This window comes from Archangium violaceum (assembly GCF_016859125.1).
GTDB classification, from domain to species: domain Bacteria; phylum Myxococcota; class Myxococcia; order Myxococcales; family Myxococcaceae; genus Archangium; species Archangium violaceum_A.
On record NZ_CP069338.1, the window covers coordinates 7,072,926 to 7,088,809 of the forward strand.

The 15,884-nt window shown below is 68.4% G+C and carries 11 protein-coding genes; 4 read left to right on the top strand and 7 right to left on the bottom strand.

What is annotated here, in order from left to right; translation table 11 throughout:
* Positions 1-27 precede the first annotated feature (27 nt).
* Positions 28-2,142, bottom strand: coding sequence for an elongation factor G (gene fusA / locus JQX13_RS30305; RefSeq protein ID WP_203402962.1), 2,115 nt, complete (start codon positions 2,140-2,142; stop codon positions 28-30).
* A 322-nt stretch (positions 2,143-2,464) separates the two neighbouring features.
* Between fusA and JQX13_RS30310 the strand changes: the two genes are divergently transcribed.
* A complete protein-coding gene (locus JQX13_RS30310; RefSeq protein WP_203402963.1) occupies positions 2,465-2,803 on the top strand; it encodes a hypothetical protein in 339 nt (112 codons plus the stop codon).
* Here the strand turns inward: JQX13_RS30310 and JQX13_RS30315 are convergent.
* Together JQX13_RS30315 and JQX13_RS30320 are read right to left on the bottom strand one after the other, a co-directional pair.
* On the bottom strand, positions 2,798-3,625 hold the full coding sequence (locus JQX13_RS30315) for a pseudouridine synthase (protein ID WP_203402964.1): 828 nt from the start codon (positions 3,623-3,625) through the stop codon (positions 2,798-2,800). The two genes, JQX13_RS30310 and JQX13_RS30315, sit on opposite strands and share 6 nt — an antisense overlap.
* A 27-nt stretch (positions 3,626-3,652) precedes the next feature.
* Positions 3,653-3,880 carry a hypothetical protein gene (locus JQX13_RS30320; RefSeq protein WP_239013945.1) on the bottom strand — a complete coding sequence of 76 codons (228 nt, stop codon included), beginning with the start codon at positions 3,878-3,880 and terminating at the stop codon, positions 3,653-3,655.
* A gap of 162 nt (positions 3,881-4,042) precedes the next feature.
* Between JQX13_RS30320 and JQX13_RS30325 the strand changes: the two genes are divergently transcribed.
* Positions 4,043-5,035, top strand: coding sequence for a DUF1028 domain-containing protein (locus JQX13_RS30325; RefSeq protein WP_203402965.1), 993 nt, complete (start codon positions 4,043-4,045; stop codon positions 5,033-5,035).
* A gap of 37 nt (positions 5,036-5,072) precedes the next feature.
* On the opposite strand, the gene JQX13_RS30330 is transcribed toward JQX13_RS30325, so the two are convergent.
* The 4 genes from JQX13_RS30330 to JQX13_RS30345 all read right to left on the bottom strand — a co-directional run bounded on the left by JQX13_RS30330 (position 5,073) and on the right by JQX13_RS30345 (position 8,556).
* Entirely contained in the window at positions 5,073-5,810 is a 738-nt protein-coding gene (locus tag JQX13_RS30330) for an RNA methyltransferase (RefSeq protein WP_203402966.1), read from the bottom strand.
* A gap of 44 nt (positions 5,811-5,854) precedes the next feature.
* Complete coding sequence (locus JQX13_RS30335) at positions 5,855-6,913, bottom strand: tetratricopeptide repeat protein (RefSeq protein WP_203402967.1); 1,059 nt, start codon at positions 6,911-6,913, stop codon at positions 5,855-5,857.
* 74 nt (positions 6,914-6,987) lie between these two features.
* Positions 6,988-7,854 (bottom strand): type VI immunity family protein, encoded by an 867-nt coding sequence (locus JQX13_RS30340; RefSeq protein ID WP_239015378.1) that lies wholly within the window; start codon positions 7,852-7,854, stop codon positions 6,988-6,990.
* Positions 7,855-8,097: 243 nt separating this feature from the next.
* On the bottom strand, positions 8,098-8,556 hold the full coding sequence (locus JQX13_RS30345) for a hypothetical protein (RefSeq protein WP_203402968.1): 459 nt from the start codon (positions 8,554-8,556) through the stop codon (positions 8,098-8,100).
* Positions 8,557-8,695: 139 nt separating this feature from the next.
* Here JQX13_RS30345 and JQX13_RS30350 point away from each other — a divergent pair, with 139 nt between their 5' ends.
* Positions 8,696-9,721: a hypothetical protein gene (locus JQX13_RS30350; protein WP_203402969.1), complete on the top strand. Its 1,026-nt coding sequence runs from the start codon at positions 8,696-8,698 to the stop codon at positions 9,719-9,721.
* Positions 9,722-9,933: 212 nt separating this feature from the next.
* Positions 9,934-15,660, top strand: a complete 5,727-nt coding sequence (locus JQX13_RS30355) for an Ig-like domain-containing alpha-2-macroglobulin family protein (RefSeq protein ID WP_203402970.1) — start codon at positions 9,934-9,936, stop codon at positions 15,658-15,660.
* The last annotated feature ends 224 nt before the right edge of the window (positions 15,661-15,884 follow it).

Below are 15,884 nucleotides of genomic sequence, written 5' to 3' on the forward strand. Positions count from 1 at the left end.
GGAACTGTCAGGCCGTGCAGCGCGGCATTACTTGCGCGCGGCCTGCTCGGCGGCCAGCCTCTCCTTGTACTGCGCCATCAGGGCCTCGGCCTCGTTGCGCGGCACCGGCGAGTACTTGGCGAACTCCATGGTGAACTCGCCCTTGCCCTGGGTGGCCGAGCGGAGGTCCGTGGAGTAGCCGAACATGGTGTTCAGCGGCACCTCGGCCACCACCGTCACGTAACCCTCGGCCGTGCTGGACTCGAGGATGGTGCCACGGCGCTGGTTGATCTGACCCACCACCGAGCCCTGGAAGTCCTCGGGAGCCTGGACCTCCACCTTCATCATCGGCTCGAGGATGATGGGCTTGGCGGCCGCGTAGCCCTCGCGGAAGCCCATGATGGCGGCGGTCTTGAACGCCTGCTCGGACGAGTCAACCGCGTGGAACGCGCCGTCGTTGATGACCACGCGCACACCCACCACGGGGAAGCCGATGAGCGAGCCCTTCTTGATGGCCTCCTGGAAGCCCTTGTCGCACGCGGGGATGAACTCGCGGGGGATGGAGCCGCCCACGATGTCGTCCACGAACTCGTACTGCTGCACGGCGTCGGCCGGCAGGGGCTCGAGGTAGCCGCACACGCGCGCGAACTGACCGGAACCACCGGTCTGCTTCTTGTGCGTGTAGGCGAACTCGCCCTTCTGGGAGATCGTCTCGCGGTAGGCCACCTGCGGCTTACCGGCCACCACCTCGCAGTTGTACTCGCGCTTCATGCGCTCGATGTAGATCTCCAGGTGCAGCTCACCCATGCCGCGGATGATCGTCTGGCCGGACTCCTCGTCACGGTTCACGCGGAAGGTCGGATCCTCCTTGGTGAAGCGGTTGAGGGCCTTGGAGAAGTTGGCCTGGGCGTCGCGGTTCTTCGGCGCCACGGCGAGCGAGATCACCGCGTCCGGCACGAACATGGACGTCATCGTGTAGCTCACGGTGCCGTCGGTGAACGTGTCGCCGGAGGCGCACTCGACGCCGAACAGGGCGATGATGTCGCCGGCACGCGCCTCGTTGATGTCGTTCATCTCGTTCGAGTGCATGCGAACGATGCGCGGGACCTTGACCTTCTTCTGGTTGGCCTGGTTGACGATGAAGTCACCCTTGCTCACCTTGCCCTGGTAGACGCGCATGTAGGTCAGCTGACCGTAGCGGCCGTCCTCCAGCTTGAACGCCAGGCCCACGAAGGGCTTGTCCGGGTTGGACTCGAGGACGACCTTCGCCTCGGCGTTCTTCTGGTCCAGCGCCTCGTTGGTGACCTCGGAGGGGTTGGGGAGGAACGAGCAGATGGCGTTGAGCAGCAGCTGCACGCCCTTGTTCTTGTAGGCGGAGCCGCACATGACGGGCGTCATCTTCAGCGCGATCGTCGCGCGGCGGATGGCGGCCATGATCTGCTCGTTGGTGATGGCGGCGTCAGCCAGGAACAGCTCGCCCAGCTCGTCGTCCACCTCGGCGATCTTCTCGATCATCTCCTGGCGGTCGGCCTTGGCCTTCTCGGCCAGGTCGGCGGGGATCTCCTCCTCGCGGATCTTCTCGCCGCTCTCACCGTCGAAGTAGAAGGCCTTCATCTGGATGAGGTCGACCAGACCCTGGAAGCGGTCCTCGGCGCCGATCGGAACCTGGAGGCGCACGGGGTGGTGGCTCAGCTTCTCCTTGAGCTGGGCGGCCACGCGCTCGTAGTTGGCGCCCGCGCGGTCCATCTTGTTGACGAACGCGATGCGGGGAACCTTGTAGCGCTTCATCTGCCGGTCCACCGTGATGGACTGGGACTGAACGCCGGACACGGAGCAGAGGACGAGGATGGCGCCGTCGAGCACGCGCAGGGAGCGCTCCACCTCGATGGTGAAGTCGACGTGTCCCGGGGTGTCGATCAGGTTGATGTTGTACTCGCCCCACATCGCGTACGTGGCGGCAGACTGGATCGTGATGCCCTTCTCACGCTCCAGGTCCATCGAGTCCATCTTCGCGCCAACGCCATCCTTGCCACGCACCTCGTGGATCTCGTGGATGCGGCCCGTATAGAAGAGGATGCGCTCGGAGAGCGTCGTCTTGCCCGAGTCGATATGGGCGGAGATACCGATGTTACGAACCTTTTCGATGGGAACTTGGGTGGCCACGAGAGTCGGTCCTTCTGCTGATTGAAGTCCTGCGAGAACAGGGCAGGGGGCGCCCTTACTTCCCGCTGCTTGAAGTTTCCAGCCAAATCGGCATGGAGCCGGGGAGCCGTCTACTCCCTCTTAGCCCCGAGGGGAAGCCCCCCAGGCTGCTGGGCTGCTGGAGGTGCCCTGCCTACACTTGCCGTTCATAACCATGAAGGTCCCCGAATACTTCTGTCACTCCGGGGAATTACGGAGGTAGAGGTGGGGGGCGACGCCCGGACGGCCGTCCGGCAGGCTCGAGGGGTGGAAGGGCCCGTTCCCCCTCCCGAGGAGGATGCACATGGCGAAGCCCGCTGGTTTCGACAGGGACATCGGCTACTTGATGCCCTTCCTGGAGAGGGTCGCCGCCGCGGCCGGAGAGCTGACGGATGCCCGCGCCCGCGAGGAGCTGACGCGCCTCATGGCCGAGGAGAAGGTGCGCTGGGAGCGCATCCAGCAGCTGCTCGGGGGGGCCCCGGGACGGAGCACCGCCGGTGGGGCTTCCCCTCCCGCGACGGGTGTGGGTCCGCGCAATCCCGCCCAGGCGCCGGAGCCGGCCCGCGCCCGCGCCGATGACATCAACCGGGTGGCGCCGCGCGCGGCGGGGCTCACCGTGGGCGGCTTGAAGCGGCAGTCATGAAGTCGTGACACGCACGGGGGGCAGTGCGAAACGCAGCCCCTCGGTGATTTCGGTGTCGGTGAGGAGCCGGAAGGCGCCCTCGGGCACGTCCAGCTCCACCCCACCCACCGCCTCGCGGTGCAGGGCGCGCACCGGCAGCCCCACCGCGCCCAGCATCCGCTTCACCTGGTGGTTGCGGCCCTCGGTGACGGTCACCTCCACGGTGTGCGCATCACGCAGCCGGACCTTCGCGGGCCGGGCCGGACCGTCCTCCAATTGCACGCCGTGACGCAACGGCTCCACCTTCGCCTCGTCCGCCTCGCTGAACACCGTGGCCACGTAGCGCTTCGTGAGGTGTGTCTCGGGGGATGTCACGTGCGTGACGAGCTTGTCATCATTGGTGAAGAGGAGCAGCCCGGTGGTGCCCCGGTCCAGCCGGCCCACCGCGTGCCAGGTGAAGCCGGCCAGCTCCGGCGGCAGCTGGGGCAGGAGCACCTCGTAGACGGTGCCCACCCCGTGCTGACCCACCGTGGAGGTGAGCAGTTCCGCCGGCTTGTGGAAGGCCAGCACCCGGGTGGGTGCCTCGAGCGAGACGGGCACGCCATCCAGACGCAGGCTGGCTCCCGGGGGCACGGGGGCGAGGGGGTGCTTCACCACCTTGCCGTTCACCGTGACACGGCCGGCCTGGATGGCGTCCTCCGCCTCTTCCTTCGGCAGCACCCCGGCCCGCGCGAGCGCGCGTGAAAGCCAATCCGGCTTGGCCTTGCCCTCCCATCGCCCGGAGTGGGCGTGCTTGGAAGGGGAGGGCGAGGGCCGACGGGGGGGAGGTGGCTTGCGGGGCATGCTCCGGGCCACTGTAACGGCCGCGAGTCAGTGCCGCGAGGGTTCGTCGAACGCACCACCCTCGGCCGAGCCGGGCGTCGGGCCGGGCTCCCCCTGGGGGACCCGCCGCTCCTCACGCTCGGTGCCCTCGGCGGCGTTGGGCGTGCGCCTGGGACCGTTCTCCTTCTCCGCGGGAGCTTCTCGGTTGGGGCGGTTCTCCGGGGTGTCATCCGCCGTGTCGCCGAGGGACATCCGCTCGTAGGGCATGTGCCGCATGGTTTCGCTCCTCCAGGGTGGAATCTTCAAGGAAGGTAGGGACCTGGAGCGCACATCACTGGGGTGGCTTCCAGGTCGCCCGCTGGACGGTCGGGGGACGGAGAGCGCTTGCGGCTGGATGCCCGCTCGCCCAGGCTTCCCGCTCCGTTTCCTGGAGGATCCATGGTGCGTTCCATCCTGTTGCTCACCCTGCTCGCCCTGCCGGCGCTCGCCGCCGAACCCGTTCCCACCCCGGCCCCGCCGCCCAAGCGGCCCGTCCACACCTATTCCATCGTCGCGAGGGATCCCGAGACGGGAGAGATGGGCGTGGCGGTGCAGTCGCACTGGTTCTCGGTGGGTGCGACGGTGCCCTGGGCGGAGGCGGGCGTGGGCGCCGTGGCCACCCAGTCCTTCGTGGATCCGTCCTACGGGAAGCTCGGCCTGGAGTTGATGCGGGTGGGCCGCGGCGCCCCCGAGGCACTCGCTGGACTGCTGGCCGCGGACTCCGCGAGCCAGGTGCGGCAGGTGGCGATGATCGACGCGAAGGGCCGGGTGGCGGCGCACACGGGAGACAAGTGCGTGGCGGCCGCGGGCCACATCGTGGGCGAGAACTTCTCGGTGCAGGCCAACATGATGGAGAATGACACCGTGTGGCCGGCGATGGCCAGGGCCTTCCGGGAGACGAAGGGAGACCTGGCCGAGCGGATGCTGGCGGCGCTCGAGGCGGCGGAGGCGCAGGGCGGAGACATTCGGGGCAAGCAGTCGGCGGGGCTCATCGTGGTGTCGGGGAAGGCCTCGGGACGGCCCTGGATGGACCGCAAGTTCGACCTGCGGGTGGATGACCACCCCGTGCCGCTGAAGGAGCTGCGCCGGCTGGTGACGCTGCAGCGCGCCTACAACCTGATGAACGAGGGGGACCTGGCCATCGAGCGCAACGACACGGAGGGGGCGCTGAAGGCCTACTCGGCGGCGGAGGCGCTGGTGCCGGGCAACGCGGAGATGGTGTTCTGGCACGCGGTGTCGCTCGTCAACGTGGGGAAGGTGGACGAGGCGCTGCCGCTGCTCCAGAAGACGTACAAGGCGGACGCGCGCTGGAAGGAGCTGCTCAAGAGGCTGCCGAAGTCGGGGCTGCTGCCGGACGACCCGAAGCTGATGAAGCGGCTGCTGGGGCGCTGAGCCTCCCTCTCCCTCTGGGAGAGGGCCGGGGTGAGGGTCATCTCCCCCTGTGCCCCGAGCGCAGCCGCTTGGCCAACGTGTGCAGGGCGGCGAGCCACAGCTTCGCCTCCTTGCGAGTGAGCCGGGAGCGGCGCAGCGGAGCGAACAGGTCCCGCAGCCCGGTGCGCCCGCGCGAATCCGCATCCACGAGGAACCCACCGGCCACGAGCGCGTCCTCGAGAGCGGACTCCACGAGGGTCAGCTCCGTGTCCGTGGCGGCCACGGGGAGGGGAGCGGCCGGAGGAGGCGAGGCGGCCAGGGTGGCCATGCGGATTTCGTAGGCGTACAGCAGCACGGCCTGGGCGAGGTTGATGGAGGGCTGCTCGGGCGCGGTGGGGACAGCGGACAGGTCGTGACAGCGCTCGACCTCGGCATTGGTGAGCCCGCTGCGCTCGTCACCGAAGACGAGGGCCACGGGCCCCTGGGCGGCGCGCTGCACCATCTCCTCCGCCACGGCGCGGGGAGACAGCCGCCGCTTGCCCTCCACCTTGCGCGAGCTGGTGCCCACCACCCAGACACAGTCCGCCACGGCGGCATCGAGCGAGTCCGCGCGGCCCGAGGCCTCCAGCACGTCCTCTGCGTGGACGGCGAGCCGGCGCGCGGGGGCGAGATCCTCGGCCTCGGGGTGGACCCAGGTCCACTCGGACAGCCCGCAGTTCTTCATGGCCCGGGCGGCGGCACCCAGGTTCTCCGCGTTGCGCGGGCGTAGCAGCACCAGCCGGATGGGCAGAGGCATCGGCCGCGCACCTTAGCGCGGCTCGCGAGGACCCGGCTTGCCCATCACCGGGCGGAGCGGAGGCCGTCGTTGGAAGAAACCGGTCCGTGGAGCCCGAGCCGCGAGGCCGCCCGCGAGGCCGCACCGCTCTGTTTGTCTCGTGTGAGGACGAGCCGCCAGGCCTCCCGGGCCTCGTCATGACGGCCAAGTCGCGCGAGGCAATCCCCCCAGGCGAGCAAGCCATCTCCTCCCTGACCCTGGTAGGGGTGCGTGGCGCCAGCCTCGAAGAAGCGCAGGGCCTCTTCCGGGTGCCCCGCCGCCAGGGTGATGCGCCCGAGCAGGAACAGCCCGTTGCGAGTGCTCGACACCCGGCGAGCGTGCTTCAACCCCGTGCGTGCTTCCCGCCGAGCCTCCTCGTACCGGTGCACCGCCAGCAGCGAGGCGGCGAGGGCGAAATGCGCCTCGCTCCGGTACAGCCGGGGCAAGCGCCGCCAGTCCACCTGGGCGAGGGCGCTGAGCGCGTCCTCTCCGCGTCCGGTGTGGGCGAGGATCCACGCGCGTTGGATGGGGAAGAAGTTCCACAGGAAGGCATCCCCACGAGCCACCTCCTCCAGGTTGGACAGACGCGCGCTGGCGGCCTCCCAGCTCCCGAGGTTGTAGACGGCCTCGACGAGGTTGAACCGCACCAGGGCCCACTCGCGCGCCGCGGAGGGGTCCGGGGGGTTGGACGGCCCCTGCCAGCCCCGCTCGATGTCGAGTGCCTCCAGGTAGAGGCCCGCGTTGATGAAGATATTGATGGCGCAGTTGGCGCAAGACAGACAACTGTCCGCCTTCGCATGGACCGCGAGCCGGCGGGCGCCCGCGACGGCCGTTTCCGTGTGGCCGAGCGCCGAGTATGCGTAGAACTCCTCCCGCCACAGAAAGGCTCTCATCCAGGCCGCGAGGGGGAGGCACTCCAGGACACGGGTGAGGGCGAGGGCCGCGCGGAAGGCGCCCCATCCGAAGCACCAGACCGTGAGGCGCAGGAGGAGCCGATGCACCGGGTGCCAGAGCAGCAGCGAGGCCACGAGGACGACGAGCAGTTCAGGGGGAAAACGGGCGAAGCCCGCGATGGCGAGGATCATGGGCGGAAGGGCTCCGGGCCCGGATACTCTACCCCATGGGACAGGCCAATGGGGTGACTTTCAAGGTGGTGCGGTCAGTCGAGGAAGCGGCGCTGCCAGCGTCGTACGGCATCTTGGGTACCGGGCTCCTCGTACAAGTAGGGTTCCAGCACCCGAGCCAGGGCGCGATACGGCTTCATCTCTCTCTTTTGATCCACATCTCCCGATTCAGGCCATTTCCCCAGCGATACCAGAACCTTCTGGGCGCCCAACTCTTCGGTGGACACCTCTGGAAGAGTCAGCCACTTTCGAAGCCCTACCTCGCCTCCGATTCGATCGACCAAGGGCTGCCCGTAGAAGTTCAGCCAGTAGGCGCCCCGCACCCGATCACCCAGGTTCGTGGATGTGGTGCCGATGTGATGTACGTCCATTCCAGGATGGAGGAAGCAGTGCTCGCGAATGAACTGCATCACCGGCTTGCTCTCCAAGAGAGAGTTGAAGGCAAGGCTGGCATAGCCAGAGGTAAGGGGGAGTTCTCGTGCGAGCGCCACGGCCAGGGCCTTGACGCGGTCGGGACCCTGTTGCTCCAGATACTCCGTGGGTAACCAGAAGGACACCGCGCTGACGAAATCCGGCAGGTCGAGGTCTTCACGCGGCCTACCGTGGTATTCGAAGTGAAACCCACCTACCTGATTCTCGTGCTCCTCCAAGCGTAGGATGCAGCTATGCCGAGAGTTCAGTTCGTCTCGAACCTTCGCCCAGAGTCTTTCATCCAGAGGCAGCATGCCCCCCGCCCAGCCCTTGTATTCCTCGGGGTCGTGGTCGCCTCCCATGTCCACGTACCAGCCCGGCTTCTCGTGCCCCGCGGCATCGAGATAGAGGTCTAGAGCGCGTGTGACGGCCGCCGACAGTTCTTCGTGCGGACGCCGCATGAAGAAACAGAGAATGATGCCCTCTCGCACCAGCAATCGACCATCAGGCGAGGTTTGTCTGAGCCTTGGATATCGTTCGCTCACCATATGGAATCCGGAATGACTCCGTCCAAGGGCGTCACACGAGAAGGAGAGCGTCCCAGGGATCGCCGGTACATTTCCCCTTGAGTGCGCCCTTGATACGGATGTCCCTTGGGATACCTGCTCCACGTGGGGAGGTTGCTCTCCGGGCAGGGAAACTTGAAGTCATAGATGGCCCAGGGTTGCAATGGGTCACCTGCGTGGATGACGACGTCGCGCCGCCTTGTGTTTTTCCAATCCCCAGATCATCGCCTGGGTTATTGGATCCCCGTTGGGTTTCTTTCCGACTTCCTGGCCACAGTCGCTTTTTCCCGGCTTCTTTCCTCCCAACCGCTTCCGGTTGATCTCCTCTTCCGCGTGGCGTGCGCACTCCTCCAGGAGCTTTTCGATGTCCGCCCGAGCCGCTCGGAAGGAATCGATATCATTCAGCACCAGTGCAGCAGCGGCCGTGAGCGCGACCTTCCCACCAGGTATCGGTGTTTTCGCGGTGGATTTGACGACCCGGAAGGTCACGCCTTCCATTCCTTCGATGGCGTCGCAGGCCCCCGGGTTCATGGGGTGGTTCTTCACGCAGCAGCTATGGGTGTTATCCGCTGGCGTGCAGTCGCCTGCATCGAAACAACCGCTGCTGCCAACGCTGACGCTCAGCATGAGCAGTGGAGATAGCACCCACATCCTGAGTCTCTCGGTGGGTCGGGCGCGCTGAGTCACAGGGCGGCTCCAACTCCGGTCCAGGACCTGAAACCGCAGCCCGGCGCCGCTGGGGTGAGAGCCGCATCTCTGTGATGGCATGAGCGCACGTTACCGCACGGTGCTCCCGGTATTGGCGGGTGAACTCGTGCGCCGGGCCCACCGCGCGGGTAGCATGGCGCGCATGCTGCGGAAGGTCGGGCGGAAGAAGGGGCGGGCCCTGCTGGTGTTCGCCGCCGTGGCGCTGCTGGTCCTCCCGTTGGTGGGACTCGTCGTCCTGTGGAGCCGGGCGCCCCCGGAGCGGGTGGTCGAGGGGTGGCGCTTCGTTCCATGGGTGTCTCCCGGGGAGGCCCGCGAGCGGCCCACCCTCCTCCAGCCCTGCCTGGGTGACGAACAGTGCGATCCCCCGTTCGTGTGTTTCCATGACCCGCGCTATCAGCAACGGTGGTGTACGGCCAGTGATTGCGAGTCGGACTCCTGGTGCCCGACCCAGACGGCCTGCCGGTCCATTCCCATGCGAGGGCGGCAGAGGATGGCTCTCCGCGCATGTGCTCTCGAGGGCACGCGAAAGGAGGGGGAGCGGTGCCTCCGCTTTCCTCAGGCGGCCCTGCGGGAGTGGGCCTGCGGGGAGGGACTCGTTTGCGCCGGTTCCGGCTGGTGCGGCCGGCAGTGTGTTCCCGGGCAGGAGGGGACGTGTCCGGAGGGCTTCTTCTGTGCCCGCGGCGACCCCGATGGGCCCGTGTGCCAGCCCACGTGCGAGGGCCGCGCGTGCCCCGAGGGCCAGGAGTGCCTCCAACTGGAGGGCGGCGCGTCGGTGTGCCTGAAGGTGCAGGGACGCTCATGCCAGGACGGTGAACCCTGCTCCGACGGAGAGGTGTGTGTGACGGAGCCGTTCCTATCCTTGAAGGGGCAGGCCTGGAGGTCGTGCGTCCAGACCTGTGGACACGAAGGCGCCGCGAGCTGTCCAGAGGACTCCGTCTGCTTCCACGGCCACTGCCGCCTGCGCTGCTCGTTGCTGCGTCCCTACCCGTGTGGGACCCGGTTCTGCGTGAGCACCGACGACGCGGGCAATGGCGTGTGCATGTTCTCGCCGGAGCAATGGGACCTGGACGCCGAGCATCGTTGACCCGCGACCACGAGCCGCCCTAGCGTCTCCGGCCAATTCCAAGGTCCCACCCGGACCGGAGACGGGCTGCGGCTCGCTAGCCACCGTGTGGGCGCCCGACCGCGTGGGGGGACGCGATCGGGCCTTACTTCCAACCACAACTCCCCTCCAGCTCGGCGTCCGGACCTCCGGCACGCCGCGTGAACAACCCGAGTCTTTTCCTCGGAGGAATCATGGGTCCGCAGTCCGTTCCAACGCCGAAGCCGTTCCGCACGGCCAGGGCGCGCTGGTTGTTGGCGGCGCTACTGGTGGGCGCGATCGCCGGCTGCAACAAGGACGAATCCAAGAGCACCCCGGCGCCGTCTGGTCCGGCCCCCATCTCGGGAGCCCCGGCCAGCGGCAGCGGTCCATCTGGAACGAGCACCCCGAGTACCCCGGCCTCGGCGGACTCCCTCGCCCCCGTCATCCACGAGATCGGCCCCGAAGGCATGGTGCCGCGCGAGGTGGTGCTGGAGTTCCCCCGCTCGGTGGCGCCCGAGAACCAGGAGGTGAAGAAGGGCACCGTCTTCACGGTGTCTCCGAACGTGCCGGGCTCGCTGAGCTTCCGCGGCGGCTCCACGCTCGTCTTCACCCCGCGCGAGAGCTTCGCCTTCAAGACCGAGTACACCGTCTCGCTCGACGCGCTCGAGCTGGCTGACGGCACCGTGGTGAAGCCCCAGGCCGCGGGAGGATGGAGCCGCACCTTCACCACGCCCGAGTTCGCCTTCCTGCGCCTGTCGCCCCGGCAGATGGACGTGCGCAAGGGCAAGGTGGAGGTGGACCTGGTCTTCTCCGGCCCGGTGGACGTGGCCAACGTGCGCCGCTTCGCTTCCTTCTCCGTGGATGGCAAGGCGCTGTCCGACGTGAAGCTGCGCTCCCACCCCACGGACCGTCACAGCGTCACCGCGGCCCTGGGGGGCGCGAGCCTCCGTCCGGGCGCCGAGGTGAAGTTCACCCTCAAGCAGGGCCTGGCCTCGACCGGCCGCAATGGGGGCACTGCCGCGGCGGGGGAGGGCTCCTTCGCGCTGCACGTGGGCAAGCGTCTCGACATCACCAACGCCTACGCGCAGGAGGGCGCCTCCGGTCACTACATCGAGGTCCGCTGCCGCGAGGTGGAAGGTGACGCGGCGCCCAGCCACCCGGAGGGCGAGGAGGATTACGACTACTACTATGGAGAAGGTGGCGAGCGCTGCAGCCTCGATGAGGACTCCGCCGCGGACACCCTTCACTTCAACCCGCCGGTGAAGTTCTCCGTGTCGCCCTCGCGCTGGGGCTTCCGCGTCTTCGGTGACTTCAAGCGTGGCTCCTATTCCATGCGCATCGACGCGGGCGCCACCTCGTCCAAGGGCGGCACGCTGCTGTCCACCTACGAGAAGTCCTTCTCCATCTCCGCGCGCAGCCCGCAGATCAGCTTCGGCTCCACCGGCCGCTACCTGCCACGCAGCGCCTGGCGCAACCTGCCTCTCAACCACCTCAACCTGGACTCGGTGGAGCTCGTGGTGCGGCACGTGCCCCAGGAGAACCTCCTCTTCTGGATGAGCAATGACGGCCAGGAGGCCGCCGACGAGCGCACCTCCAACGTGCTGCTGCGCAAGACGCTGGCCCTGAAGGGCGCGCAGGACACGCTGGCCACCACCTGGTTGGACGTGGGCAGCCTCGTGCCCGCGAGCACCCGGGGGCTCGTGGAGATCACCGCCTCGGGCAGCTACAAGTCGTCCGCCTCGCGCATCCTCCTCACGGACCTGAGCCTGGTGGCCAAGCGCGGCCTGGCGCCCCGGGGTTCGGAGGCGAAGGAGGAGGTGTTCGTGTGGGCGCTCGGCATGGAGAGCACCGAGCCGCTGTCGGGTGTCGAGGTCTCCCTGGTGAAGAAGAGCGGCCAGGTGGTGGCCCGCTGCACCACCGGGGGCGCCGACGGGTGCAAGCTGACGGTCCCCGCGCCGGGGGTGGACACCGCCGAGCCCTTCGCCCTGCTCGCTCGCAAGGGCGATGAGTTCACCTACCTCAAGTACAACGAGCTGAAGACGGAGATCGCCAACTCGGACGTGCAGGGCGAGCCGTACCGCTCGGACAAGCCCTACCGTGCCTCCGTCTACACGGACCGGGGCGTGTACCGCCCGGGTGACACCGCGCACGTGGTGGCGGTGCTGCGCGGCCAGGACGACATGGCGCCGCCGGTGGGGATGCCCGTGGAGCTGAAGGTGGTGGACCCGCGCGAGCGCGACCTGAAGAAGGTGACGCTGAAGACGAACGAGGCGGGCCTGGTGTCGCTGGACGTGCCCTTCGAGGCCTACCAGGACACGGGCGCCTACCACGTGGTGCTGAGCGTAGCCGGCAAGCAGGTGGCCTCGTACGGTCTCAACGTGGAGGAGTTCGTCCCCGAGCGCATGAAGGTGACGGCCCGTGCCGAGAAGTCCGGCTACGTGCAGGGCGAGGAGGTTCCGCTGACGGTGGAGGCCGCGTACCTCTTCGGGGGCTCGGCGGAGAACAGCCCGGTGGAGGTGACGTGCCGGCTGGAGCCGTCCGTCTTCCGCCCGAAGGACAACGCGCAGTACGCCTACGGGGTGTGGCGTCCGGAGGGCTCGGACGCGAAGGCCACCGTGTTGGGGCAGGTGAATGCCGAGCTGGACGCGAAGGGCCGCACGTCGGTGCGCTGCCCGGCGCAGCAGGACGCGGGCGGCTTCAAGGGTCCGGCGAAGCTGGTGGCGCAGGCCAGCGTCTTCGAGGCCGGCAGTGGCCGCTCCACGCTGGGCGAGGCCACCGTGCCGGTGCACCCGGAGGCGTACTACGTGGGCCTCCAGGCCAACGTGGACAAGGTGAAGGCGAACCAGCCCTTCACCGTCTCCGGCGTGGTGGTGGATTGGCAGGGCGCCCCCTATGGAAAGGCCGTCAAACCGCTCGACGTGGAGTACCTGCGCCTGGACGAGGAGTACGGCTACTTCTACGACGAGGGCTCGGGCGAGGAGCGCTACCAGCGCCACCTGCGTCCCGTGCGCGAGGGCCGTACCACCGTCAAGCCCGAGGGCGGGAAGTTCTCCTTCCAGGTGACGCCGTCCTCGGACGCCGCGGGCTACCTGGTGCGGGTGAAGTCCGGCGCGGCGCAGACGGATCTGCAGCTCGAGGGCCACGGCCGCTACTACTGGTCGGACGCGTCCTCCGCGCAGGTGGACCAGACGCCCCGGCCGGCGCGGCCCACGTCCCTCTCGGTGGAGCTGCCGCGCTCGGCGAAGGTGGGGGACTCCATCACCGTGAAGGTGAAGGCGCCCTACCGTGGCCGCATGCTCTTCACCGCCGAGACGGATGGGGTGCAGGCCGCCGAGTGGAAGGCGGTGGAGCCGGGCGAGGTGACGTGGACCTTCAAGCCCTCGGCCTTCGCGCCCAACGTCTACGTCAGCACGTTCCTGGTGAAGGATCCGCACCTCGAGTCCGCCCAGGCCTTCATGCCGGACCGGGCCTTCGGTGTGGCCAGCATGACGTTGGAGCCGGTGGACTTCACGCAGGCCGTCACCCTGAACGTGCCCAAGGAGGTTCGCTCCAATGACACCCTCACGGTGGACCTGGAGCTGGGCTCGGTGGAGGCGGGCACCTTCGCGACGGTGGCGGTGGTGGACGAGGGCGTCCTCTCGCTCACACGCTTCAAGAGCCCGGACCCGCTCGCGGAGCTCTTCACCCGGCGGGCCCTGGGCGTGCAGACGTACGAGACGCTCGGGTGGACGCTGCTGATTCCTCCCGCTGGCGCCAGCCGCTCCACGGGTGGTGGTGGCGGGGGCGATGCCTCGGGCCGCGTGCAGCCGGTGAAGCCGGTGGCCCTCTGGAGTGGCGTGCTGCCGGTGCCCGCCAACGGCAAGCTGCGCGTCCCCTTCAAGCTGCCGCAGTACCGCGGCGCGGTGCGGGTGATGGCGGTGACGAGCGGCCCCAGGCGCATCGGCCACGCCAGCGCGCAGGTGCTGGTGCGGGATCCGCTCGTGTTGCAGACCACGCTGCCCCGCTTCCTCAGCCAGGGGGATGAGATTCAAATCCCCGTCTTCGTGACCAACCTCTCCGGCAAGGCGCAGGACGTGAAGGTGTCCCTCACCGCGGAGAACCTCCCGGTGCCGGGCATGGCGATGCCCGCGTCCATGGCCTCGCCGCTGCAACTGCTCGGCAAGAGCGAGGGCAAGGTGCGGCTGGAGGAGGGCAAGGCGGCCACGCTCGTCTTCCAGGCGAAGGCGGTGCAGGCCGTGGGCGCGGCTCGCCTCAAGGTGACGGCGGAGGGCGGCGGACACACCTCCTTCGAGCAGCTCGACGTGCCCTTCCTCCCCTCGGGTCCGCGCGAGCGCAAGGTGCAGCGGATCGAGCTGGCCGCTGGCACGTTGGACCTGTCGCCGTACCTGCAGGGCTGGCTGCCCACCAGTGAGCGCTCGACGTTCTGGGTGACCACGAACCCCTACGCCGAGTCCTTCCAGCACCTCTCGTACCTGGTGCAGTACCCGCACGGCTGCATCGAGCAGACGACGTCCTCCACCCGCCCATTGCTCTACGTCTCCGAGCTCGTGGACAGCGTGGACCCGACGCTCACGGCCAACGCCAAGATAGAGGGCATGGTGATGTCGGGCGTGAACCGGGTGCTCTCCATGCAGACGCCCTCGGGCGGCTTCGGCTACTGGCCGGGCGCCACCGAGCCGGTGGAGTGGGGCACGGCCTACGCCACGCACATGCTGCTGGACGCGCAGAAGCGCAAGTACGCGGTGCCGCAGGACCGCATCGACACCGCGATTGACTGGATGAACCAGCAGGTGACGCGCCGCGAGGGCCGCTCGGGTCAGGGTTCCTACAACGATGGCTCCGAGGCCTACATGCACTACGTGCTGGCCATGGCCGGCAAGGGTCACAAGGCGCGGGTGCAGAAGCTCATCGACCAGCTCGGGAGCCAGAAGTTCTGGAGCAACGGTCAGCGGGCGGAGCAGGAGTTCATGCTCAAGGCCGCGCTGTACCAGGCCGGAGACCGCCGCTACGAGAAGGACCTGCGCAACCCGGATGTCTCGGCGGTGGTGGAGGAGCGGTGGAACGGTTGGTCCTTCTACTCGGACCGGCGCCGGCGTGGCTTCATGCTGAGCACGTTCCAGGATCTGTTCGGGGATGACCCGGCGGGCGAGCCGCTCGCGCAGCGGGTGGCCGAGGCCCTCAAGCAGGAGCGCAGCAGCTACTACACCACGCAGGAGTTGGTCTGGGGCATCACCGGCCTGGGCAAGCGCGTGGCGGGAGCTGCCTCGAAGTTCGCTCCGGCGGTGCTGACGGCGGATGGCAAGGAGGTCGCGACGCGGGAGGGCGTCAAGCAGCGCGCCTCCGACCGGACGTGGGCGCTGGTGCGCGCGAGCGAGCGCAAGGGCCTGACCCTGAATGTCCCGGAGAAGGGCGAGGGCAAGCTCTACCTGGTGCTCGCGAGCGAGGGGGTGCGTTCGGGTGGCCAGTACCGCACGGGCGGCGAGGGACTCTCCCTGGAGCGCCGCTACCGCAACCTCGCGGGCGACGTGCTCGATGTGCGGGGCGGGTCCGTGGGCCTGGCGGACCTCGTCTACGTGGAGGTGAAGATCAAGAACACCTCGCGCGAGCGCATCCAGAACATCGCGCTGGTGGACCGGCTGCCGGCGGGTTGGGAGATCGAGAACGCGCGGCTCGGGCGCGGGGGCGCGGTGGAGTGGATCTCCAACGCGGAGCCGTGGAGCGCGGACTACGTGAACATCCGGGACGACCGGATGGAGGTCTTCGGAAGCCTGGAGGCGGGCGAGACGAAGACGGTGGTCTACGCGGTGCGCGCGGTGACGTCCGGGAAGTTCACGCTGCCGCCGGTCGAGGCGGAGGCGATGTACGACCCCCGCATCTGGGCGCGCGAGGCGGGAGGCTCGGTCGAGGTCTCCGGTCCCTGGAAGGACTTCCTGCTGTAGTCGTGGCGTCACCGCGGAGGCGGCCGTCCTGGGGACCCTGGAATCAGGGTCCTCGTCAGAACCGGAAAACCTGTTTATAAGGCGAGGCCGGAACGCTCGTTCCTCTCACGCCCGTGGTCCCGTCCGTCAGGCTGGGAGGGAGAGCCCTCACGGAAGGGACCGGAGCCATGGACACGCGTCGAGAGGAAGTCCTGCGGATGAGGGGTCGGCGGTTGGCGCTCGCG

Coding starts and splice junctions, on each gene's coding strand:
- JQX13_RS30355 (WP_203402970.1), top strand. CDS start 9,934: ATGGGTCCGCAGTCCGTTCCAACGCCGAAGCCGTTCCGCACGGCCAGG.
- JQX13_RS30335 (WP_203402967.1), bottom strand. CDS start 6,913: ATGATCCTCGCCATCGCGGGCTTCGCCCGTTTTCCCCCTGAACTGCTC.
- JQX13_RS30310 (WP_203402963.1), top strand. CDS start 2,465: ATGGCGAAGCCCGCTGGTTTCGACAGGGACATCGGCTACTTGATGCCC.
- JQX13_RS30320 (WP_239013945.1), bottom strand. CDS start 3,880: ATGCGGCACATGCCCTACGAGCGGATGTCCCTCGGCGACACGGCGGAT.
- JQX13_RS30345 (WP_203402968.1), bottom strand. CDS start 8,556: ATGCTGAGCGTCAGCGTTGGCAGCAGCGGTTGTTTCGATGCAGGCGAC.
- JQX13_RS30330 (WP_203402966.1), bottom strand. CDS start 5,810: ATGCCTCTGCCCATCCGGCTGGTGCTGCTACGCCCGCGCAACGCGGAG.
- JQX13_RS30315 (WP_203402964.1), bottom strand. CDS start 3,625: ATGCCCCGCAAGCCACCTCCCCCCCGTCGGCCCTCGCCCTCCCCTTCC.
- JQX13_RS30325 (WP_203402965.1), top strand. CDS start 4,043: ATGGTGCGTTCCATCCTGTTGCTCACCCTGCTCGCCCTGCCGGCGCTC.
- JQX13_RS30350 (WP_203402969.1), top strand. CDS start 8,696: ATGAGCGCACGTTACCGCACGGTGCTCCCGGTATTGGCGGGTGAACTC.